17 protein-coding genes and 1 tRNA gene are annotated in these 23,163 nt (G+C 50.8%); 14 read left to right on the top strand and 4 right to left on the bottom strand.

Annotated features, from left to right (window positions below; genetic code table 11):
• The first annotated feature begins 19 nt into the window (after positions 1-19).
• Positions 20-1,066: an ABC transporter substrate-binding protein gene (locus KQJ23_RS01955; protein ID WP_283571140.1), complete on the top strand. Its 1,047-nt coding sequence runs from the start codon at positions 20-22 to the stop codon at positions 1,064-1,066.
• Positions 1,067-1,213: 147 nt separating this feature from the next.
• Entirely contained in the window at positions 1,214-2,359 is a 1,146-nt protein-coding gene (locus tag KQJ23_RS23600) for a PdaC/SigV domain-containing protein (RefSeq protein ID WP_249529424.1), read from the top strand.
• A 147-nt stretch (positions 2,360-2,506) separates the two neighbouring features.
• Here the strand turns inward: KQJ23_RS23600 and ade are convergent, their stop codons facing one another.
• From ade to KQJ23_RS01935, 3 genes are all read right to left on the bottom strand, one after another.
• On the bottom strand, positions 2,507-4,312 hold the full coding sequence (gene ade, locus KQJ23_RS01945) for an adenine deaminase (protein WP_216476976.1): 1,806 nt from the start codon (positions 4,310-4,312) through the stop codon (positions 2,507-2,509).
• A gap of 160 nt (positions 4,313-4,472) precedes the next feature.
• A complete protein-coding gene (clpP, locus tag KQJ23_RS01940) occupies positions 4,473-5,072 on the bottom strand; it encodes an ATP-dependent Clp endopeptidase proteolytic subunit ClpP (RefSeq protein ID WP_346779326.1) in 600 nt (199 codons plus the stop codon).
• Between the two features lie 395 nt (positions 5,073-5,467).
• Positions 5,468-5,542: transfer RNA gene (locus tag KQJ23_RS01935), tRNA-Arg, on the bottom strand.
• A gap of 605 nt (positions 5,543-6,147) precedes the next feature.
• Here KQJ23_RS01935 and KQJ23_RS01930 point away from each other — a divergent pair.
• From KQJ23_RS01930 to eno, 11 genes are all read left to right on the top strand, one after another.
• Positions 6,148-7,158 (top strand): LacI family DNA-binding transcriptional regulator, encoded by a 1,011-nt coding sequence (locus KQJ23_RS01930; protein WP_216476975.1) that lies wholly within the window; start codon positions 6,148-6,150, stop codon positions 7,156-7,158.
• Positions 7,159-7,261: 103 nt separating this feature from the next.
• The gene (locus KQJ23_RS01925) at positions 7,262-8,215 is read left to right on the top strand and encodes an ABC transporter permease (RefSeq protein WP_216476974.1); all 954 of its coding nucleotides are present in this window, start codon (positions 7,262-7,264) and stop codon (positions 8,213-8,215) included.
• Positions 8,216-8,232: 17 nt separating this feature from the next.
• Positions 8,233-9,120, top strand: coding sequence for a carbohydrate ABC transporter permease (locus tag KQJ23_RS01920; protein ID WP_216476973.1), 888 nt, complete (start codon positions 8,233-8,235; stop codon positions 9,118-9,120).
• Positions 9,121-9,200: 80 nt separating this feature from the next.
• Positions 9,201-10,844 carry a type 2 periplasmic-binding domain-containing protein gene (locus KQJ23_RS01915; RefSeq protein ID WP_216476972.1) on the top strand — a complete coding sequence of 548 codons (1,644 nt, stop codon included), beginning with the start codon at positions 9,201-9,203 and terminating at the stop codon, positions 10,842-10,844.
• Positions 10,845-11,162: 318 nt separating this feature from the next.
• On the top strand, positions 11,163-12,503 hold the full coding sequence (locus tag KQJ23_RS01910) for a glycoside hydrolase family 30 protein (protein WP_216476971.1): 1,341 nt from the start codon (positions 11,163-11,165) through the stop codon (positions 12,501-12,503).
• Positions 12,504-12,790: 287 nt separating this feature from the next.
• Entirely contained in the window at positions 12,791-13,822 is a 1,032-nt protein-coding gene (locus KQJ23_RS01905) for a sugar-binding transcriptional regulator (RefSeq protein WP_216476970.1), read from the top strand.
• A gap of 99 nt (positions 13,823-13,921) precedes the next feature.
• Complete coding sequence (gene gap / locus KQJ23_RS01900) at positions 13,922-14,932, top strand: type I glyceraldehyde-3-phosphate dehydrogenase (RefSeq protein ID WP_216476969.1); 1,011 nt, start codon at positions 13,922-13,924, stop codon at positions 14,930-14,932.
• 250 nt (positions 14,933-15,182) lie between these two features.
• On the top strand, positions 15,183-16,364 hold the full coding sequence (locus tag KQJ23_RS01895) for a phosphoglycerate kinase (protein WP_216476968.1): 1,182 nt from the start codon (positions 15,183-15,185) through the stop codon (positions 16,362-16,364).
• A gap of 46 nt (positions 16,365-16,410) precedes the next feature.
• The gene (gene tpiA, locus KQJ23_RS01890) at positions 16,411-17,163 is read left to right on the top strand and encodes a triose-phosphate isomerase (protein WP_216476967.1); all 753 of its coding nucleotides are present in this window, start codon (positions 16,411-16,413) and stop codon (positions 17,161-17,163) included.
• A gap of 1 nt (position 17,164) precedes the next feature.
• Positions 17,165-18,712 (top strand): 2,3-bisphosphoglycerate-independent phosphoglycerate mutase, encoded by a 1,548-nt coding sequence (gene gpmI / locus KQJ23_RS01885; RefSeq protein ID WP_216476966.1) that lies wholly within the window; start codon positions 17,165-17,167, stop codon positions 18,710-18,712.
• A 26-nt stretch (positions 18,713-18,738) separates the two neighbouring features.
• Positions 18,739-20,025 (top strand): phosphopyruvate hydratase, encoded by a 1,287-nt coding sequence (eno, locus tag KQJ23_RS01880; RefSeq protein WP_216476965.1) that lies wholly within the window; start codon positions 18,739-18,741, stop codon positions 20,023-20,025.
• A gap of 515 nt (positions 20,026-20,540) precedes the next feature.
• On the opposite strand, the gene KQJ23_RS01875 is transcribed toward eno, so the two are convergent.
• Positions 20,541-21,434 carry a LysR family transcriptional regulator gene (locus KQJ23_RS01875; protein WP_216476964.1) on the bottom strand — a complete coding sequence of 298 codons (894 nt, stop codon included), beginning with the start codon at positions 21,432-21,434 and terminating at the stop codon, positions 20,541-20,543.
• Between the two features lie 282 nt (positions 21,435-21,716).
• On the opposite strand from KQJ23_RS01875, the gene KQJ23_RS01870 reads away from it, so the two are divergent.
• Positions 21,717-22,979, top strand: a complete 1,263-nt coding sequence (locus KQJ23_RS01870; protein ID WP_216476963.1) for an MFS transporter — start codon at positions 21,717-21,719, stop codon at positions 22,977-22,979.
• The last annotated feature ends 184 nt before the right edge of the window (positions 22,980-23,163 follow it).

The following is a 23,163-nucleotide window of genomic DNA, read 5'->3' as shown; positions in this document are numbered from 1 at the left end:
AAAGAGAGGAGATCCTAAATTGAAAAAAATGAAATGGGCCGGCATTGTGCTGGCTGCCGGACTGGCGCTGTCCGTATTGTCGGGCTGCGGCGGTTCTTCAAAGGAAACACTGAATATTTACAGCTGGGCGGACAATTTTGACGCTGATGTGCTGGCGGCATTTGAACAGGAATTCGACGTAAGAATCAACTATGATGTATTTGCGAACAACGAGGACCTGCTGGCGAAGATTAAAGCCGGCGGCAGCGGCTATGACCTGATTCAACCTTCAGATTATATGGTGGCAACGATGATCAAGCAGGACTTGCTGGCACCGCTCAACAAAGACAACATTCCGAATTTTGAATATGTATCTGATTCGTATAAGGATCCTTCTTATGATCCGGGGAACCAGTATTCCATCGTCTATACTTCCGGTGTGACGGGAATTGCCTACAACACCAAGTATGTGAAGGCTGAGATCGACAGCTGGGAAGACCTCTGGAATCCGGAATATGAAGGTAAAGTATTGCTGCTGGACGACAACCGGGAAGTGATCGGAATGGCGCTCAAAAAGGCAGGAAACTCCAACAGTTCTACAGATGAATCCGAGATTACTTCAGCGGTTGACGATCTGAAGGCCCTGCTTCCGAGTGTGCTGGCATTCGATACAGACAACATCAAGCAAAAGATGATTCAGGAAGAAGGCTGGATCGGGACGGTTTGGTCCGGCGACGCTTCTTATATTGCGAAGGACAACCCGGATGTTGCATTCGTTGTACCTAAGGAAGGCGGAACGATCTGGTCTGATAACTATGCGATTCCGAAGGGTGCTAAAAATCAGGAGCTGGCTGAGAAGTTCATTAATTTCATGCTGGATCCCGAGAACAGCGCCAAGAACTATGAATCGATCGGTTACAGTGACCCGAACACCAAGGCACATGAGTTCCATAGTGAGGAATACAACAATGACAAGATGATCAATCTGTCGGAGGATGAATTGTCCCGCACGGAATGGCTTGGCGATGTTGGGGACAAGCTGCAGCTTTACGACCGGTTCTGGACGGAGTTGAAGAGCGGACGGTAAACCCCTCCGTGTTATACGTTTCATAAGGTGATATGCACCTCCCTGCTTGGGAGAGGCATATCCCTTTTTATTTTTCCAGATCATGAGCATGATTTGTTCCTCTCGGGGAAATAATTGGGGTAACTCCAAGAAGAGGTGATCAGGATCATGAAGAAATGGATAGTCTTCACAGGTGCGCTGTTGCTGGCGGCGAGCGTGCTGAATACAGGCGCATTCGCGGCAGCTGCGGATAACCTTCAGACTGCGGCTGCGACAGGATCAGAGCTTGCGGGATATGAATCGAATACGGTTATGCTGACCCAGGCCCCGGCCCAGACGGAGCAGACCCCCAAGCTCAATCCGGGGCAAGCCGTCAAGCTAACCGTCAAGGATAAGGCTGTACGCTGGCAAGGCCGGCAGGGAGAAGAGGATGTACTGGTTCCATTGGAATTTATTCAGAAGAGTCTGAAAATTCCCGTGAAGCATGATCCGGCCACGGGTGTGTACACGTTGACCCGCCGCTATGTAGTGGTGGAGCTTAAACCGGGAGAGAATGGTGCCGAGGCGGTGGTGAACGGCAGCAAACAGCTTCTGCCTTATGAATGGAAGGTGATCGACGGCAAGCCATACGTATCGGTGAATGTGGTAGTCGACCACCTGGGGGTAACTTCGAATTGGAATCAAGCCAAAGCTGCGCTGAACCTGGTTCCGCATAAGCTGAACGATGTCAAGATCACTACCCAGCGGTTGGAAAGGGTCATTCCGGAAGCCTCGATCAAGGTAGAGTATCCTCAAATCAGCGGTTTGCGCAATAAGACGGCTGAGGCTTCGATCAATGCGCTGCTGCAGGAACGAGCTAAGTCATTTGTAGAGCGGGCGCTTAAGGAAACCAAGGAGAATCAGCCGTCCCCGAACGGCAGCCCTTACGAGTATCTGGGGAACTATACGGTGACCTTTAACCGGGGAGGATTGCTGAGTATTCTGGAGCAGACCTATGCTTATACGGGAGGGGCGCACGGGATCAGCGTGCGGGAAGGCTTGACCTTCCGCCTGAGTGACGGCAAGCTGCTGACGCTGGATGAGGTGCTGCGGAAGAATCCTGATTTCCGGAAAATCGTCGACCCATCGATTGCGAAGCAGTTGAAGCAGACTGAGGGCTACTTTGGCGGCTTCAAGACGATCGGCAGCAACCCGGATTACTATATGAAAAATAACGGAGTGGTCATCTTCTTCCAGCTCTATGACTACCTGCCTTATGCCTTCGGGTTCCCGGAATTTTATTTCCCGTTCCCGGAGTTATATAAGTCGAATTAGTCATTGTACGCGTAACTCCTTAGTTCAACTTATATCAGGTTAAATAAAACCGCAGAAGCCTCTCGCATGGCATCAGCGTCTCCTTGAGGAGATCGTCGATACAGCGGGAGGCTTCTTTATGGGCTACTCTATGGAATTCTATATGGATTACTCTGTCCCCAGCTCCAAGGGAACGAGACGGAACTGATCGACATCGGCGAGCCCGCGGTTGGTGATCCGCAGCTCGGGAATGACCGGCAGGGCAATCAGGGAGAAGGTCATAAACGGCGCGTTCAAAGTGCAGCCAAGCGTCTTCCAGGCCTGCTCCAGCTCCTGAACCTGCCGGGCGACGGTATGGAGCGGCTGATCGGACATCAGGCCGGCAATGGCCATCGGCACTGCCGCCAGCACCTGGCCGTCGAGCACGGCGATCATGCCGCCTCCGAGCTTCGCCAGCTCATTGGCAGCGAAGGCCATATCCTCGTGGCTGGCACCCATCACGAGGAGGTTGTGGCTGTCGTGGGCGACCGTCGACGCCACGGCACCGCGCTTAAGGCCGAAGCCCTGCGCGAAGGCCAACGAGATTTGACCGCTCCCATGGTGGCGGTCAATGCACGCGAGCGTGAGCACATCCTGCTCCACGCTCGGCTGGATGTATCCGCCCGCCACCTCGAGGCGGGCGGTTCCGCGTCCTGTCCGCGCGCTATTTTCAATCGCGCGAATGACGCGGACCTCGGTGCCGCCGCTGGCAGCGCCAAGCGTGCTCGGCACCGCGAAGTCGCCCGGTACCAGCGGCCGGGCGAGGCGTACCGAATCCCGCGCATGCGCCGGGTATTCGTACACCGGGAAGTCGGCGCGAAGCTTGCCGTCTTCCCACACGATCTCGCCGTCCGCAATGACCGTGGACGGCTCCACCCGGCCCAGATCGCCGATCAGCAGCACATCGGCGCATTTGCCGGGGGCGATGCCCCCGACATCACCGTCGACCCGGAAATAACGGGCCGTATTGATCGAGCCCATCTGAATCGCCTTGACAGGATCTACGCCTTCTTCGATGGCCCGGCGTACGACATGATTCATATGGCCTTTCTCAATCAAGGTCTGCGGGTATACATCGTCCGTGATCAGCAGAACCTGGGCAGAATCCGCCCCGTCCTCTGTAACGACCTTGATCACTTCCTTGACATCATGCCAGGCGGAGCCTTCCCGCACCATCAGATACATGCCCAGCTCCAGCTTGCGCAGACCTTGTTCCCGGGTTACTGTCTCATGGCAGGATGACACTCCGGAGGCGATATATGCTTGCAGCTCGGAATCCGATTCGCTAGGAAAATGTCCGGTTACCGTCTTGCCGGCGTTGATCGTAGCAGTAATCTCTCCGGCCATTTTTGGATCACCGTGCACGACGCCCGGGAAATTCATCACTTCGCCCAATCCGGCCACGCCTTCCCAGGTCATGCCATCCTCAATGTCGGAGACATGCAAGCAGGCCCCGGCATCCTCCAAATCATCGGTGGAAGGAACACAAGACGGAAAGGTGGTATAGACCTTCAGCGGCAGTTGCTGGCCTTCGTCGTGCATCCAGCGGACGCCCTCTGAGCCGAAGACATTGGCAATCTCGTGCGGGTCCATAAATACCCCGGTCGTTCCTTTCGCCAAGGCCGCCTTGGCGAATTCCGTTACAGACAGCATGGTGCTCTCTACGTGCATATGTCCATCCAGCAGACCTGGAACGATGTATCTGCCCTTTGCATGGACGAGAACGGTATCAGGACCGGCCAGATGAGCGGCTGAGCCGATATAGGCAATGCGGCCCGCCGCAATTGCCACATCTGTATGGGGCTGCAGCTTGCCCGTATACACATTGACCAGCGTGCCGTCCAGGATAATCAAATCTGCTTTTCTACTGCCGGTAGCCACCTCTGCCAGCACCCGGCTGACTTCAGGAAGCTTCTTTCTTCGGCTTGCACACATCTTGCTTCACTCCTTGAATTTTCAGTATTCAGAATATTTCGGAACGCTTCATATATTTTCATTATTTTTTCACTGATTGCCCTGAAATGCAAGCAAAAAGACTGCGCCCCCAGATCAAAAACAATCCGGGAACAGCAGTCCTATAGTTGATTTATAAAAATTACTTATTGTCTGGCGTCGGTGTCTTCTCGATAACACGATCGATCAGGCCGTAGTCCTTCGCTTCAGCAGCACTCATGAAATAGTCGCGGTCGGTGTCCTTCTCGATCCGATCAAGCGGTTGTCCGGTCCGTTCGGCGAGGATCTTGTTCAGCTTGTCGCGCATCTTGAGAATCCGGCGGGCACGAATCTCAATATCCGTTGCCTGGCCTTCTGCTCCGCCGAGCGGCTGGTGAATCATAATCTCGCTGTTCGGCAGCGCGTAACGCTTGCCTGGTGCGCCTGCATTCAGCAAGAAAGCGCCCATAGAAGCCGCGAGTCCTACGCAGATGGTGGACACATCGGACTTAATGAATTGCATCGTATCAAAAATGGCCATCCCAGCCGTAATGGAACCGCCAGGGCTATTGATGTACAGATGGATATCCTTTCCAGGGTCTTCCGCATCCAGAAACAGCATCTGTGCGATAATCGCGTTGGCCACAACATCATTTACCTGCGAACCGAGGAAAATGATCCGGTCTTTCAGCAGTCTGGAATAGATGTCATAAGCGCGTTCGCCCCGGTTACTTTGTTCAACGACCATAGGTATATAGCTCACCGAAAAAACCTCCCTGTTTTATCCAATAGTTTATAACTCCATGCTTCTCGAGTCTGCCAACTTTATAAGGGTTCGATCTTTGGCACAAGGGTAAGGCAATAGCATGAAATGTCCTGAAGAAACGAAGTGTTCGCCTTTATGAACGGATTTCTACAACATAAATCTAATTCAATCAGAGAAATTCATGAACAACAGCGATCGTAAGGATAATTCATACGGTTGACTCGACAGTGTGCAAATGTTCCCCAACTCTATAAGAATTGACGGAATCGAGAAATATTAACCTCATCATAATCAATTTCAAACAGAAAGTCAAAGATAGTCAAACTCTAGGTAACAAAAAAGCCCAAACGGGCGTGCAACCAGAAAAGCAATATGCATTTTAAAAGATAAAATGGCGCGCCCGCGAGGAATCGAACCTCGATCTCAGGCTCCGGAGGCCTACGTCATATCCATTGGACCACGGGCGCATGTTTTGAATGGCAGCTTTTTTAACGTGCAGAAATGATTATATGCCATCCACTAATAAATTGCAAGCTAAATTCCCGAGTCTGTTGTTGTTCTGCAATCATGCTGCGAAACACTGCGCGCTGGGAGCCGCGCTTGGTGCAAATGTACACATGCGTGCTTAATCGCATCTTGCAGAATTTGCTGGAATAGCGAGTGTTGTTGCACGCTTGCAGGAAAATGTGCAATAGCGGAATATAGTTAAAACATTGAAGGGCGAGTTAGAGGGGGCAACGTGTGAAGTATGCCTACGATCGCTGTTGTTCACGGATTTCTATGATTGGACTAAGTTCTACCAAAGGAGAAATCCGCTCACAAAGGCGAACGCTGACGCTTCTACAGCACACTTCACACGTTGCCCCCATGCGCAGAATCATTGGTCGGCTTTTTTACTGTTGGTGTACTCACACTGCTGCACTCTTGCAAGAAACGGCGACACTAATCGCCCGGATCCCTTGCAGGATAAGGGGAGAACAAAAATTTATAAAAAAGTGTTGTACTGAAAGCGCTTCTATGATACTTTATGAATATAAAAACGTTTTTATTTATGAGAGGTGTAGTGCTTAGTATGGGGAAAGTTACGATTAAGGATGTAGCGAAGGCGGCGGGCGTTTCCATTTCCACGGTATCGAATGCATTGAATGATGTCGATGTCTTGAATCCGGAGACGAAGTCTCATGTGCTGAAGATTGCCAAGCAGCTCAACTATGTGCCTAATCTGAACGGGAAGCTCTTGAAGTCGAAGAAGACGAGCATGATTGGCTTTTTCACGACAAGCGTATCCGGTCCTTACTTCTACATTCTGGTTGAGTCTATGGCACGGGAATGCGAACGGCTCGGCTATGGTCTGAACGTGATGGTCACGGCAGACAAACATACGATTATCAGTAATATTCTTGGCAGACGCGTCGATGGCGTGATCATTTATGAAGAATCGCGGATTGACGAGAATGATATAGCTATGATGGAGAAAGATAAAGTGAAAGCGGTGTTTCTGGACCGGGTGATCCAGAAGGAAACGATGGGAACCGTGATCTTCAATTCCTATGCTTCGGGTTATGAGGCTACGAAGTACCTGATTAGTCTGGGGCACAAAAGGATTGCCTATATTTCCGGCGTGGATACGATGTATGACAGCGTGCAGCGGAAGGAAGGCTATCTGGCGGCATTGCGGGAGCATCAGCTTCCGGCGGATGAAGAGATGATATTACAAGGTTATTTTGAAGAAGAAGGTACCTATAATGCTGTAAAGGGTTATTTGCATAAGTTTCCGGGGAAGAAGCCCGACGCCTTTCTGGCGGGCAACGATTTGAGTGCGATCGGGTGTATCAAGGCGCTGCGAACGCATGGTTATGAGGTTCCAAGGGATATAAGCGTGATGGGCTTTGACGATATTGATATTGCCCAGTATTTCACGCCGCCGCTGACTACGGTAAGAAATCAGATTGCAAGACAGGGCATTCTCGCCGTGAATCATCTGGTCAACATGATCCTCAAGCAGGAGCAAGGGATGGTTCAGAAGCTGGGCGGGGAGTTGATCGTGCGCGGCTCAAGCCATGTGAGGCTGACCAATCAGTAAGGCTGTAAGGCCTTTTTGGAATATAAATAGAGGGGGATTTTCATGCTAAATATAAAAACGTTTTTATTCAATGACGTTAGAAAATCCGAAGGAGGAAGACAGCATGGCTAAGTCAGCAGTATTGAAAAAGCCGGTAGGACAAAGGATGAAAGAGTTCCTGATTGATTTCGGACGCCAGTGGGAAATTCAATCGATGATCTGGCCCGGCATTATTTTCATGGTTATTTTCTGCTACGTGCCTATCTATGGGTTGACGATCGCTTTTAAGAGCTACACGGTCATTGACACCATTGATACCGCTCCTTGGGTAGGACTGGAGAACTTCCGGATTATTGCAACGGATAAATACTTCTGGGACTCGGTCGTCAATACGCTGGGGATCAGCTTCCTGAAGCTGGCGATCGGATTCGTCATTCCCATTATTCTGGCGATCATGATCTATGAGTTAAGCATGGGCCGGTTCAAAAAGATCGTGCAGACGATCTCTTATCTGCCGCACTTTCTGTCCTGGATCGTCCTGGGCGGGATGCTGATTACCTGGTTCTCGACGACAGGGCTGTTCAACCAGTTGCTGCTTGATCTCGGGATCATCTCTCAGGCGCAGAATATTTTGCTCGATCCGGGAAAATATTGGTGGATTGCCGTTCTATCGGATATCTGGAAAGAAGCCGGATGGGGAACGATTCTGTATCTGGCCATCATGGCCAAGATCGACCCTACTTATTATGAAGCAGCAAAAATTGACGGTGCAAGCCGTCTGAGACAAATCTGGAACATTACCCTTCCGAACATGAAGATGATTATCAGCTTGAACCTGATCCTGACCGTAAGCGGATTGCTCGGCTCCAACCTGGACCAGACACTCGTATTGATGAACTCTCAGAACCGGGCGAAGGCCGAAGTAATTAACTCTTATGTGTACCGAATGGGGATGACGCAAGGTGACTTCTCGTATGCCACTGCCGTTGGTCTGGGCGTCTCCATCGTATCCGTGATCCTGTTGGTCGTAGCCAACAAGGTAACAAGCAAGCTTAATGATAATCAATCCGTCCTGTAGAGAAGGAGGCAGCAGCCATGCAAGCAAAGAGGGTCAAGCAGGATCTCGATAGTAGAATCTTTGACACTATAAACATTACTATACTGCTTTTGTTCACCATGATTATTATCATTCCGTTGTGGAATGTTATTGTATCTTCCTTTAGCTCCGGACGGTCACTGGCGGAGGGGGGCTTCGTCTTCTGGCCCAAAGAATTCTCGCTCGAGAACTATCAAGCGGTATTCCGGGATGAGACCATCTGGCAATCCTTTATTATTTCCGTCCTGAAGACGGTTATCGGGGTACTGACCCACGTATTCTTCTGTGCCATGATCGGCTACGGCTTGAGCAAGAGCAATGTGCGGGGCCGCAAGCTTTATGTCACGATGGGCGTTATCACGATGTTCTTCTCCGGCGGGATGATTCCGACTTATTTGCTCATCAAATCCCTGGGGCTGCTTAACACATTCTGGGTGTACATCATTCCGGCCCTGTTCAGCTACTATGATGTCGTGATTCTGATGAACTTCTTCCGCAATGTACCGGACTCCCTGGAGGAGTCAGCCAAAATTGATGGTGCGGGCGACTGGAAGATTTTCCTGAGAATCTTCATTCCTTTGTCCATGCCTGCGATGGCAACGATCGCCCTGTTCAACGGGGTGAACCAGTGGAATGACTTCATGACCACCAAGCTCTACATTACTGACCAGTGGCTGTATCCGCTGCAGATGAAGCTGTATGAGATTATCGTTCAATCCCAGACCCAATCGATGCAAAATATCGGCGGATCAGTCGTCATCGAGACTACTACCAAAGGGGTTCAACTCGCAACAATTGTAATCACTACTTTACCGATTGTTGTGATTTATCCAATACTGCAAAGATACTTTATCTCAGGCATGATGCTGGGGGCGGTGAAAGAGTAGTTTTGGACATAGAGACAGACAGGGAGAATACCGGGTTGAACCGCAAGAAAAGTGTTTTTAACAATAAGGAGGGTTTCGGAATGTTTAAGTTGAACAAAGGCTTCGGGAAAAAGTCCATGACACTGTGCGCTACCTTGCTGGCTGCTGCGCTTGTAGTTACAGGCTGCGGCGGCTCCGGGGGCGGCTCAAAGGCTAAGGAGGAAGTATCGCTTGAGAACCGCTACACGCCGGATGCTAACACTCCTGCATGGCAGCTGGATACCAAGGAAGAGATGACAGAGCTCACTTGGTACGTGAATGCGGACTGGTGGAATACCGATTTTGGCAATGATGTTGTGACGAAAAAGATTAAAGAGGATTTGAATATCAACATCAAGTTCATTACAGGTGACGATACCAAGCTGAACACGTTCTTCGCCGGCAATGACATGCCGGATTTGATCACCACTTTCGATTCGAACTCGGCCGTTGTACAGAAAGCCTCCACCTGGGCGCTTCCGCTGAATGAGCTTGCCGAGAAGTACGACCCTTATTTCAATAAAGTAGCTGCAGCGGATACGCTGAACTGGTTCAAGCTCGATGATGGCAATACGTATGGCTATCCGAACTATTCCAATACACAGGCTGATTATGATAACGGTTCCATTCCTGCGAAGACCGCTTTCGTCATCCGCAAGGATGTCTATGAAGCACTCGGTCAGCCAACCATCGGCACGCCGGAGGAATTCAAGAATGTAATGCAGCAGATCAAGAGTAAATTCCCGGAACTGATTCCGTTCGGCTTTAACTCGATTGGTGAAGGCACAGGCTCTCTGGGCGATGTGTTCCAGGACTTCCTGGGTGTTCCGCTCGAGACCGAGAATGGAGAGTTCTATAACCGTAACCTGGATGAAGACTACTTGGCTTGGTTGAAAACGCTGAATGAATCCTACCGGGAGGGCGGCATCAGTGACGATAGCTTCGCTGACGACGGTCCTGCTTTCGAGGAAAAAGTAAAAGCCGGCAAATACGCTACAATGCTGCTGGACGGAACGCCGCAACAAGGCGGTAACCTGCAAATCTTTATGACCGCAAATCCAGATAAAGCTTATATGGCAATTGACGGTCCGCAAAGCACTGTCGGCAATGCGCCAATGCTGAACCAGTCCGGGATTACCGGCTGGATGATCAGCTTCATTACGAAAAACTGCACAGACCCTGCAAAAGCAATTCAAGTCTTCACGTACCTGCTGAGTGATGAAGGCCAAATGCTGATGAACTACGGCATCGAAGGCGAGACTTACACCAAGAATGCGGACGGTACAGTTCAATTCACACCGGAAGTAAAAGAACTGCAATTGAACAACGCAGACCAATTCAAGAAGGAATATCGCATGGGCGAGTTCATGTTCTTCGGTCATGACAGCCATAAGACGCTGAGCTCTGATGCTTTCCCAGAATCGATCAAGCAAATGCAAGAATGGGGTAAGGGCAAGCTGGTTCCTCACTTCATTCTGGAGAATACAAACCCGGATCAAGGTACAGCAGAAGCTCGCTCCTTGACGGCAATTAACACCACTTGGAACACTGCGATGGTCAGCCTGATCCGCTCCAAGAGCGAAGCGGAGTTCGATAAGACTCTCGATGCTTACAAGAAGTTCCTTGACGAAAACGGATGGGATGCCATTGTGAAGATCCGTACCGAAAAAATGCAAGCAAACAAAGAAAAGCTGGGCATTAAATAATCCAGTCCTGCACGATCTATCTTTAGTCTTTAACTAACTAATCTATCTACGAAGGGGCTTTTCCGGCCGATCCCCCGATCTCCGGGATGGTCCCTTCATTACTAAAGAAGTTGTAATCAGAAGCTGCGTAGGTAGGCAAGAGTATGAAATGAAGCTGTAGAAACGGAGTGTTCGCCTTTGTGAGCGGATTTCAACCCAATGGGGGCTTAGTTCAATCAGAGAAATCCGCGAACAACAGCGATCGTAAGCTTCATTTCATACGGCTGCCCTTTGCCACGCATCATCTTTATTCCAACTTTCAAAATTGGAGGGACCATCATGCGAGATCTCACACTCTATTACTCCTCTGGAGAGGACTCACTATTCGTCCAAAAGACCGCAGAGCAGCTCAAGCCTGCCGATAACGACCCTATGGTTACTGTCACACTGGATGAGTCCGTAAGCTATCAGACCATGGATGGCTTCGGCGCTTCGTTTACCGATTCGGCAGCCTACCTGATTCATCAGGTGCTTCCTGAGGAGATCCGAATGGATCTCATGAAGAAGCTGTTCGACCGGGAGGAAGGCATCGGCCTGTCCGTTCTTCGCAACCCGATGGGGGCCTCTGACTATGCCCGGTTCATTTACAGCTATAATGATCTTCCGGAAGGTGAGACCGATCCGGAGCTCAAGCAGTTCTCCATCGCTCATGATGAAGCCGATGTCATTCCGCTGGTACAGGAAGCGCTGCGCCTGAATCCTGAGATTAAGCTGTTCGGCTCGCCGTGGAGCGCGCCGGGATGGATGAAGACGACCGGCTCCATGCTGGCAGGCGAACTGAAGCCGGAATACTACGCGGCTTATGCCGAGTATTTCGCCAAGTATATCAAGGCCTATGCCGAGCATGGTCTGCTGATCTATGCCGTCACACCGCAGAACGAGCCTTTATATATGCCGACACATTATCCGAGCATGCTGATGCTTCCGGAGGTTCAGGTTGAATTTATTAGGGAGCACCTGAAGCCGGCCTTTGTGAAGCACGGGATCCAGACCAAAATTCTGACCTATGATCATAACTGGGACCGCCCGGATTACCCGCTGCTTGTTCTGGATGAAGCCGGGGATGCTGTGGACGGCGTAGCCTGGCATTGGTATGGCGGGCCGCCTGCCGCGCAAAGCCAAGTGAAGGAGGCTTATCCCGGCAAGGAGGTCCACTTCACCGAGGGCTCCGGCGGGGAATGGATTCCTGCCTTCGAGCCGGCCTTCTCCAACGTGATGCGGACGGGCATCGAAATTCTCCGTAATCATAGCCAATCCCTGGTACTCTGGAATATGGCGCTTGATGAGAAGAATGGACCGACTGTGCCCGGATTCGGAAAGAGCACCTGCCGGGGGATCGTGACCGTCAATCAGGAGACCCGCGGTCTGGAATATACGCTCGATTATTATGCCTTGGCTCATTTCAGCAAGGTCGCAGCTCCGCGAGCTGTTCGGATCTCCGCAGAAGCGGATCAGCCCGAGGTACGCTCGGTGGCATTCCGGAATACGGATGATTCGATCGGGGTGGTTCTGTTTAATGATGGAGAGGGCGCAAGTCATATTACATTGCAGTTGCAAGGGGAGAAGCAAGCCAGCTTCCGCCTGGAATCCAAGAGTGCCTTATCTGTATTAATTCGTTAAAAAATTTAGTGTTGTCGCCTATATAGCATGAATGCGCTCCTTTTGGTGAGAATAGACGGGTAGACGTCTGATTTTTAGCCAGAGGGAGCGCTGTTTATTTTTTGGGACAGGGCGGTTACTGCTTCTACATGCATAAGCGGGCAGACGAAGGTAAATTATACGGTCGACAGGCTTGCAACCGAGATAGAAATTGGTTAAAATATCAGTGGGACTTAAAAAGTTAACCCGGGACATTTTAAGACCAAGGAGAAGGAGAGAGAAAGTCGAAGCTTGCAGGAGTGGAAAGCATGCGAACTATTTTGGAAGTGCAGAAGCAGCTTCTTCCTGATCTCATGGAGATTCTCAAGAAAAGGTATACCATTCTTCACCAGATCCTGTTATCGGATGTGATCGGCCGCAGAACGCTCGCGGTATCATTGAACATGACAGAACGTGTGCTTAGGGCCGAGACGGATCTTCTGAAGGCTCAGGGCCTGATTGAAATCGAGAATGTGGGCATGAGAATCAGTGATTCGGGCAGAAAACTGCTGGACGACCTGGAGCCGATCGTGAAGGATATCTTCGGACTATCCAATCTGGAGGAGAGAATCAGGGATGCCTTTGGCCTTCGCAAGGTCATTATAGTGCCAGGCGATAGCGAGGCTTCGCTATTAGCCAAGAAGGAGCTCGGCAGAGCCGGCGCCAAGGCACTGCTTGCAACCATGAACCCTCAAGATGTCGTCGCGGTAACAGGCGGATCTACGATTGCCGAAGTGGCGGAGCAGCTTAGCCCACCGGCCAATCTCTCATTGAAGCAATGCTGGTTCGTACCGGCACGCGGCGGATTGGGAGAGAGCCTGGAGATTCAGGCGAATACGATTGCTTCCGGAATGGCGAAGCGAGTAGGTGCGGGCTATCGATTGCTGCATGTGCCTGATTTGCTAGGCAAGGAAGCGTATGAATCGCTTGTCCATGACCCGAACATCCATGATATCGTAGAGATGATCCGGGAAGCGAGAATCATCATTCACGGTATCGGAGACGCGATGGAGATGGCACGCCGGCGCAAGCTGGATGGAGGCACGGTCAAGGAATTGCAGGACGAAGGTGCGCTTGCGGAATCATTCGGCTATTATTTTAATGGTGAGGGCGTTGTTGTTCACAAGATGCTGACCCTGGGCCTCCGGCTGGAGGATATTATGCGGACGGAGACCGTGATCGGGATTGCGGGCGGCAAGAGTAAAGCCAGAGCCATCCATGCGGTGCTTCAATTCGGTCAGGAGGATATTCTCGTCATCGATGAGGCCGCCGCCGAAGAAATTGTAAAACTGCTGGATTAATTACTATTTAGACAACATCTTAGATTTAGAAACGTTTATTCATGGCGGGTTAACAGCCTGTCTTGACTAATAAAAAAAGAACATTGGGAGGATCTATTCATGAGTGTAAAAGTTGGTATTAACGGTTTTGGACGTATCGGTCGTTTGGCTTTCCGCCGCATTCAAAATGTGGAAGGCATCGAAGTAGTAGCAATCAATGACCTGACAGATGCTAAAATGTTGGCTCATTTGTTGAAATATGATACAACACAAGGCAAGTTCGACGGTGAAGTTGAAGTTCATGACGGCTTCTTCAAGGTGAACGGCAAAGAAGTTAAGGTTCTTGCGAACCGCAACCCTGAAGAGCTTCCTTGGGGCGAGCTTGGCGTTGACATCGTTCTGGAGTGCACAGGCTTCTTCACAACGAAGGAAAAAGCTGAGCTTCACTTGAAAGGCGGAGCGAAAAAGGTTGTTATCTCCGCTCCTGCTACAGGCGACATGAAGACTGTTGTTTACAACGTTAACCATGAAATCCTTGACGGTTCGGAAACGGTTATTTCCGGTGCTTCTTGCACAACTAACTGCTTGGCTCCTATGGCTAAGACGCTTCAAGACAAGTTCGGTATCATTGAAGGCTTGATGACTACGATCCACGCTTACACAGGCGACCAAAACACCCTTGACGCTCCTCACGCAAAAGGCGACTTCCGTCGTGCGCGCGCAGCAGCTGAGAACATCATCCCTAACACTACAGGAGCTGCTAAGGCAATCGGCCTGGTTATTCCTGAATTGCAAGGCAAATTGGACGGCGCGGCTCAACGCGTACCAGTTGCAACTGGTTCCCTGACTGAGCTGGTAACTGTTCTTGAAAAGAAAGTAACTGCTGAAGAAGTTAACGCAGCAATGAAGGCTGCTTCCGATCCAGAAACTTATGGCTACACAGAAGACGAAATCGTATCGTCCGACATCAAGGGTATGACTTTCGGTTCCCTGTTTGACGCTACGCAAACTAAAGTATTGACTGTTGGCGACAAGCAACTGGTTAAGACTGTAGCTTGGTATGACAACGAAATGTCCTACACAGCTCAATTGGTTCGTACTTTGGAATACTTCGCAAAGAAAGTTAAGTAAGACCCGGCACCAAAGATAAACGCCAAAGAGGAGAACCCTGTGTAGAGGACTCCTCTTTGGTTCATGTTTTTTAAATAGCATCTCTGTTTTACGCAGTAATATTTAGAGTACCTCGTGATCAAAAGACGATTTTCAAATCGTCTCTAGTAATGGCATTCACACACACCGTTTTTTTATAGATAAATAATAAATAGAAGCTTCAAGCTGTATCCTTACGAGAGAAATTAGATGGCTTAGGAGGAACGTGAAGATGAACAAGAAAAGTGTACGTGACGTGGAAGTAAACGGTAAACGCGTATTTGTCCGCGTCGATTTCAACGTGCCGATGCAAGATGGCCAAATCACGGACGATACCCGGATTCGCGAGACGCTGCCAACGGTTAAATATTTGATCGAAAACGGCGCGAAGGTTATTCTGGCGAGCCACTTGGGCCGTCCAAAGGGACAAGTGAACGAAGATATGCGTCTTACCCTGCCTGCAAAGCGTCTTGGCGAATTGCTCGGCAAAGAAGTAGCTAAGGCTGACGAAGCTGTAGGCGAAGCAGTTAAAGCGCAAGTGAACGCGATGAACAACGGAGACGTCCTTGTTCTTGAGAATGTTCGCTTCTATCCTGGCGAAGAAAAGAACGATCCTGAGCTGGCTAAGCAATTTGCTGAACTCGCAGATCTGTTCGTGAACGATGCCTTTGGTGCTGCTCACCGTGCGCATGCTTCGACAGAAGGCATTGCTCATCATTTGCCGGCTGTATCCGGTCTGTTGATGGAGAAGGAACTGTCTGTTCTGAGCAAGGCGTTGTCGAACCCAGAACGTCCATTCACAGCGATTATTGGCGGCTCCAAGGTAAAAGACAAGATCGACGTGATCGACAACCTGCTTAACATCGCAGACAATGTGCTGATCGGCGGCGGATTGGCTTACACCTTCTTCAAGGCACAAGGCCATGAAATCGGCAAATCCCTGCTGGATGACAGCAAGCTGGATGTTGCGCTTGGCTTCATTGAGAAGGCGAAGAAGCTCGGCAAGAACTTCGTATTGCCAGTAGACTGCATCGTCGCTGACGATTTCAGCGCAGATGCCAACCATAAAGCCGTTGAAATCGACAGCATTCCTGCAGACTGGGAAGGTCTCGACATCGGACCTAAGACTCGCGCGAAATATGCCGAGATCATCAAGGATTCCAAGCTTGTGGTTTGGAACGGACCGATGGGCGTATTTGAGATCGACACTTTCGCAAATGGTACCAAAGAAGTTGCTGAAGCTTGCGCTGCGACATCAGGTTACACCATCATTGGCGGCGGCGACTCCGCAGCGGCAGCTGAGAAGTTCAATCTGGCTTCGAAAATGGACCATATCTCCACTGGCGGCGGCGCTTCCCTGGAATTCATGGAAGGCAAGGCGCTTCCAGGCGTTGTTGCTCTGAACGATAAGTAAGACTAGGTGACCTAGGTATTGGACTTAATAAGAAGGAGTGAGCTGCATGAGAACACCGATCATTGCCGGGAACTGGAAGATGTTCAAGACCGTTTCCGAAGCAAAGACCTTCTTCGAGGCTATTAAAGGTAAAGCGGAGGTTGACGGCGTAGAGAGCGTGATTTGCGCTCCATTCACCAACCTTCCGGCTTTGGTAGAGCTTGCCAAAGGCACGTCGATCAAGATCGGCGCGCAGAACCTGCATTTTGAAGATGAAGGTGCATTCACCGGCGAAATCAGCGGGGGAATGCTGAAGGAGCTGGGCGTAGATTATGTCATTATCGGGCATTCCGAGCGCCGGGCTTATTTTGCAGAGACAGACGAGATTGTTAATAAAAAGGTTCATGCCGCATTCAAGCATGGCCTGACTCCAATCCCTTGCGTAGGCGAGAAGCTGGAGGAGCGTGAAGGCGGACAAACGAAGGAAGTCGTCAAGGTTCAAACCGAAGCGGCTCTGAAGGGCCTGTCCGCTGAGCAAGCAGCAGAGGTTGTTATCGCTTATGAGCCAATCTGGGCGATCGGCACGGGCAAATCCTCGACTTCCGAGGATGCTAACGAGGTCATCTCTTACATCCGCAGTCTGGTAGAAGGCTTGTACGGCGCGGACGTAGCTGCAAAGATTCGCATCCAATACGGCGGCAGCGTGAAGCCGGAGAATGTGAAGGAATATATGGGCCAAAGCGATATCGACGGCGCTCTTGTGGGCGGCGCGAGTCTGCAACCGGCATCCTATATTCAATTGGTTGAGGGGGCAAAGTAAGATGAGCGCTCCAAAACCAGTAGCATTGATCATCATGGACGGCTTCGGACTTCGGAATACCGTGGAAGGCAACGCGGTTGCGCAGGCTAACAAGCCGAACTATGACCGTTACCTGAAAGAGTATCCGAATACGACACTGACTGCTTGCGGCGAAGCTGTAGGCTTGCCGGAAGGCCAAATGGGCAACTCGGAGGTTGGTCACCTGAACATCGGCGCAGGCCGTATCGTGTATCAGGACTTGACCCGGATCTCCAAGTCGATCCGTGACGGCGAGTTCTTCCAGAACGAGACATTGGTAGCTGCTGTGCGCAGCGCCAAAGCGAAGGGCAAGAAGCTGCACCTGTACGGACTGTTGTCCGATGGCGGCGTGCACAGCCATATTGACCATATGTTCGCGATGCTCGATCTGGCCAAGAAGGAGGATATGCATGATGTGTATATCCATGCTTTCCTGGATGGACGCGACGTGGCTCCGGACAGTGCAAAGGGCTACATTGAACGCCTGATCAAGAAGATTGAAGAGGTCGGCGTAGGCAAGATCGCCACCGTGCAAGGCCGCTACTATGCGATGGACCGCGACAAGCGGTGGGAACGTGTAGAGAAGTCTTACCGTGCGATGGTGTATGGCGAAGGTCCGAAATATACCGATCCGATTACGGCTGTAACCGAGTCGTACGAGAAGTCGGTGTTTGACGAATTCGTGATGCCGACGGTTATCGTGGACGGACATGATCAACCAATCGGTCTGGTAGAATCGGAAGATTCCGTGATCTTCCTGAACTTCCGTCCTGACCGTGCGATTCAATTGTCCAATGTCTTCACCAATAAGGATTTCCAAGGCTTTGACCGTGGACCGGGCTTCCCGCAAAATCTGCATTTCGTCTGCCTGACGCTGTTCGCAGAGACCGTGGATGGATTTGTAGCTTATGCGCCGAAGAACCTGGATAACACCTTTGGTGAAGTGCTTGTCCAACAGGGCAAGAAGCAGCTGCGTATTGCCGAGACCGAGAAATATCCGCACGTTACCTTCTTCTTCAGCGGCGGACGCGATGTTGAGCTTCCAGGCGAGACTCGTATCCTGATCAACTCGCCGAAGGTTGCAACCTATGACCTGAAGCCTGAGATGAGCGCCTATGAAGTAGCTGAGGCTTGCGTGAAGGAAATCGAGGCTGATAAGCACGACGCGATCATCCTGAACTTTGCGAACCCGGATATGGTAGGGCACTCCGGCATGCTGGAGCCAACCAAGAAGGCGGTTGAAGTAACAGATGAATGCGTAGGCAAGGTTGTGGATGCCGTGAAAGCAAAGGGTGGCGTTGCTATCATCATCGCCGACCACGGAAATGCGGATATGGTATTCGATGAGCAAGGCCGTCCGTTTACCGCGCATACCACCAACCCGGTTCCATTTATCTTAACTGACGAGAATGTAATTCTGCGTGAGAGCGGTATTCTGGCTGACGTGGCTCCAACGCTGCTTGACCTGATGGGTCTGCCGCAGCCTGCCGAGATGACAGGGCAGTCCATGATCGCTAGCCGCAAATCCTAATTTCAAACAACAAAGGAGAATATACAATGACTATTATTTCTGACGTATACGCACGCGAAGTCCTTGACTCCCGCGGTAACCCTACTGTAGAAGTTGAAGTTTATCTTGAGTCCGGCGCACTTGGCCGTGCGATCGTACCTTCGGGCGCTTCCACTGGCGCACACGAAGCTGTAGAGCTTCGCGACGACGACAAATCCCGTTACCTGGGCAAAGGCGTTCTGAAGGCTGTTGAGAACGTAAATGAAATCATCGCTCCGGAAGTCATCGGCATGGACGCTCTGGATCAACTGGGCATCGATAAGCTGATGATCGCTTTGGACGGAACACATAACAAAGGCAAGCTCGGCGCTAACGCGATCCTGGCTGTATCGATGGCTGTTGCCCGTGCTGCTGCTGACGCTCTTGACCTGCCATTGTATGTATACCTTGGCGGATTCAACGCAAAACAACTTCCAGTTCCAATGATGAACATCGTTAACGGCGGCGCACACGCTGACAACAACGTTGACGTACAAGAATTCATGGTTCTGCCTGTAGGTGCTCCTACATTTAAGGAAGCTCTTCGCGTAGGCGCTGAAATCTTCCACAACCTGAAGTCTGTTCTGAAGGCAAAAGGCCTGAACACAGCTGTAGGCGACGAAGGCGGCTTTGCTCCTAACTTCACTTCCAACGAAGATGCATTGTCTTCCATCATGGAAGCTATTGAAAAAGCAGGCTACAAGCCAGGCGTTGACGTATTCCTGGGTATGGACGTAGCTTCCACCGAATTTTTCAAAGACGGTAAATACCATCTGGAAGGCGAAGGCAAATCCTTCACGCCTGCTGAATTCGTTGATCTGTTGTCCTCTTGGGTTGACAAGTACCCAATCATCACCATCGAAGACGGCTGCTCCGAAGACGACTGGGAAGGTTGGAAACTCCTTACCGAGAAGCTGGGCAACAAGATCCAATTGGTTGGTGACGACCTGTTCGTAACCAACACTGAGCGTCTTGAAAAAGGCATCAACGACGGTATCGGTAACTCGATCCTGATCAAGGTTAACCAAATCGGTACGTTGACTGAAACCTTCGACGCCATCGAAATGGCTAAGCGTGCAGGCTACACTGCGGTTATCTCCCACCGTTCCGGCGAATCCGAAGACAGCACCATCGCTGACATCGCAGTTGCGACGAACGCAGGTCAAATCAAGACCGGTGCTCCTTCCCGTACAGACCGTATTGCGAAGTACAACCAATTGCTCCGCATCGAGGATCAACTGGGCGAACTGGCTCAATACAACGGCTTGAAGTCGTTCTACAACTTGAAGCGTTAATCGATTCGATAATAAAGAGACCTGCTCCGGGTAACCGTGATCAGGTCTCTTTTTGTTATTTGGATGGAATTGGGCGTGATGGGAGTGGTAAGCAATGTGAGTAGCAATGCAATACAAGCCGTAACCCTAGAGCAATGCAAGCAGCCCAATCCGGTACATTTACTTTGGGAGAAAGTACTTGGTCTAGCGGATAACGGACATTACGTCTCCTTACGGTTCACCTTTGAGGGAGCCAGAATTGTAACGGACATTTTGGCTCCTAAGAGAGTAGAATTGAGTGAACCAGAGCTGTTTGAGCATCCTAAGCGCCGAAAATGTCCGTTAGCAAGTCCCTGATGTTTGTTGGCAAGTTCAAGACGTCCACTGGCAAGCCCAAGATGTAGTTTGCGAGTCTAAAATATCCCAGCGAGCAGCAGAGGGCTGATCAGAGAGAATCGGTTGCGCCCAAAGAGGGATCCGATATTCCTGAAGTCCATACTCACTTCTCGAATGGTGAAGCAACCTATCATTTCATCTTAGAGGCTGATCGTGTCGAAATGCCGGACGATAAACTGCCGGAACTGCTCAGCGGCAGGGGAGAGATAATGCCCCTCTGTCCACGCCATGCCGATGTTGCGGCGGCAGAGCGGCCATTCCACTGGAAGAAGCGATACTTGCGAGCGGTCGATCCCCTGGAAATCAGGGATGACGGCAACGCCAAGCCCGGAGGCGACCAGCCCGGCAATGGTATGGACCTCCTCGCCTTCAAAGGTCACTTTGGGCTGAATCCCGGCTTGCTGGAACAATTCATCCGTGATTTTGCGCAAGCCGTAGCCCATTTTAAAGGAAACGATCGGTTCATTACCAACCTCGTCAAGACGCACCGCGCCTCGCTCAGCCAATTGATGTCCCACAGGAACCGCCACGAACAATTCTTCGCTCCGCAGGTATGCCCAGCGAATCTGCTGCGGGGTATCCCGCTCACGCAGGGAGGTCAGACAGAGGTCGATATCTCCGTTCATCATCCGGTCCAGCAGGGTCTGGGTGTTACTCTGATGAAGCTGGAACTGGATATGCGGATATTCGGCCCGGAACTGGCGGATCAGTTCAGGCACAAGCTGAGGCCCCAGCGTATGCAGAAACCCCAGCGACACTTCTCCGTACTGCGGGCTGGTAAGCTCTGCAATCTCCCGCATGCCTTCTTGATATTCCTTCATGATCCGGTTCACTCGTAACAAGAACATTTTGCCGTAGCGGTTTAACACGATAGCCCGTCCGTTGCGTTCAAATAGAGACACGCCCAGCTCCTGCTCCAGTCTTGCAATGGAACGGCTCAGGGCTGGCTGCGAGATGGAGAGGGCTTCTGCGGCCCGAGTAATATGTTCTAATTGAGCGGTAGTCTGGAAGTATTCAAGCTGCTGCCACTCCATTGATATCCCTTCTTCCTCTCATTACATTAAGGTTATGAAAACAATGTAAATTATTCATTGGACGATATTATTATATCCGATTTAAACTTGAGGATGTTGGATTTGTGAAAATAGTTGCGATGAGCATCACGCTATAAGTGAAAGAAGGATTTAAGAGTCATAGAAAGATAGGGAGCTAGAGAGACAGAGATAGTAACAAGACAAAGACAAGACAAAGACAAGACAGAGACATAGAACAAGCAGGAGAACGAGAAGAGAAACCTACGAAGGAGTCTTTCAACCATGAGTTACATACAAATAGGCAGCAAGCAGCATCATCGGGCAGCGATTGGCATGCTATTGGGGAGTGTCGTGACCTTTGCCACGATGTATAGTCCTCAGCCGCTGATCAGCCTGTTCACGGAGGAGTACGGCATATCTCCAGCGCTTGCGAGTGCCTCCATATCGATTACGACAATGGCGCTGGCAATTGCGTTGTTGTTCGTCTCCCGATTGTCCAACCTGTGGGGGAGAAAGGGCATGATGAGTCTGTCGCTGCTGCTGTCATCCGGCTTTGCAATCGCTTCGGCCTTTGTAGACAACTACTACATCTTCCTTGTATTGCGTTTGCTGCAAGGCATCAGTATTGCCGGCTTTCCTTCAATTGCGATGGCTTACCTGAATGAGGAATTCTCGCCGGAATCCATTGGCAAGGTGGTCGGAGTATATGTAGCCGGGACCTCACTCGGCGGTTTGATCGGACGGGTTGTAGTCGGAGCGCTGACGGATTTGACCAACTGGAAGACGGCCCTAATTCTGCTGGGAGTAGTCAACTTGGTGCTCAGCCTATGGTTCTGGCGGAATCTTCCGGAGTCGGGCAATTTCACCCGCAAACGGGAATCTGCCGCACAGTGGCTGTCGAGCATGAAGCAAGCGTTCCTGAACCGGGATTTGCTGCGTATCTATCTAACCGGCTTCCTGCTGATGGGCGTATATATTTCGATTCTCGACTACATCGGCTATCTATTGTTGGAAGCTCCTTATAACCTCAGCCAGACCATATTTGGCTTCCTATTCGTGGTCAACCTGGCCGGAACCGCCAGCTCGATTCTGTTCGGCAAGCTGACCGACCGCTATTCCCGGAGAAGCGTCATTGCTCTGGCGATGGGAGTGCTGCTCACGGGCATGATTCTGACGATGGTCGGTGGACTATGGGTCAAAATTGCCGGCGTTGCTCTGGTGGCCTTCGGCTTCTTCGCCGGACATTCGGTAGCTAGCGGTTGGGTGGGGATCCTTGCCTCGAAAAATATCAAGGCACAAGCTTCTTCCATCTATCTGCTGTTCTATTATGGCGGCTCCAGCCTGATCGGGATGTCAGGCGGCTTCTTCCTCAGTCATTTTGGTTGGAACGGCCTGATCGTTTACCTTGGCTTCCTGCTTATAGCGGCGGCTGGCATCGCTGTCTCTGCCCATGATGTACGAGCGCGTGTACCGAGCAGGACAGGTGCGGCGTCAAGAGAAGCGCGGCCCGTCATCTCGAAGAAAACCTCCTTCCATGCACGTTAAATTCTGGAACTGCGCCCCTGTGGTTAGGCATTAACTAACCGCTGGCGGCGTAGTTTTTTTATCTGAAGGAACACTTCACACGTTGCTCACAACGTACGCTCAAATCGGCCCGGCTTATCTAGCAATCTATCGACTCTTCCTCCAGTCTGTGATATGATATAAACTCTGATAACGTGGTAACGAA

Origin of the sequence: Paenibacillus brevis, from assembly GCF_018919145.1 — a bacterium.
Lineage (GTDB): Bacteria > Bacillota > Bacilli > Paenibacillales > Paenibacillaceae > Fontibacillus > Fontibacillus brevis.
Note: the sequence above shows the minus strand (reverse complement) of the source record. Positions and strands in the feature narration are given on the sequence as shown.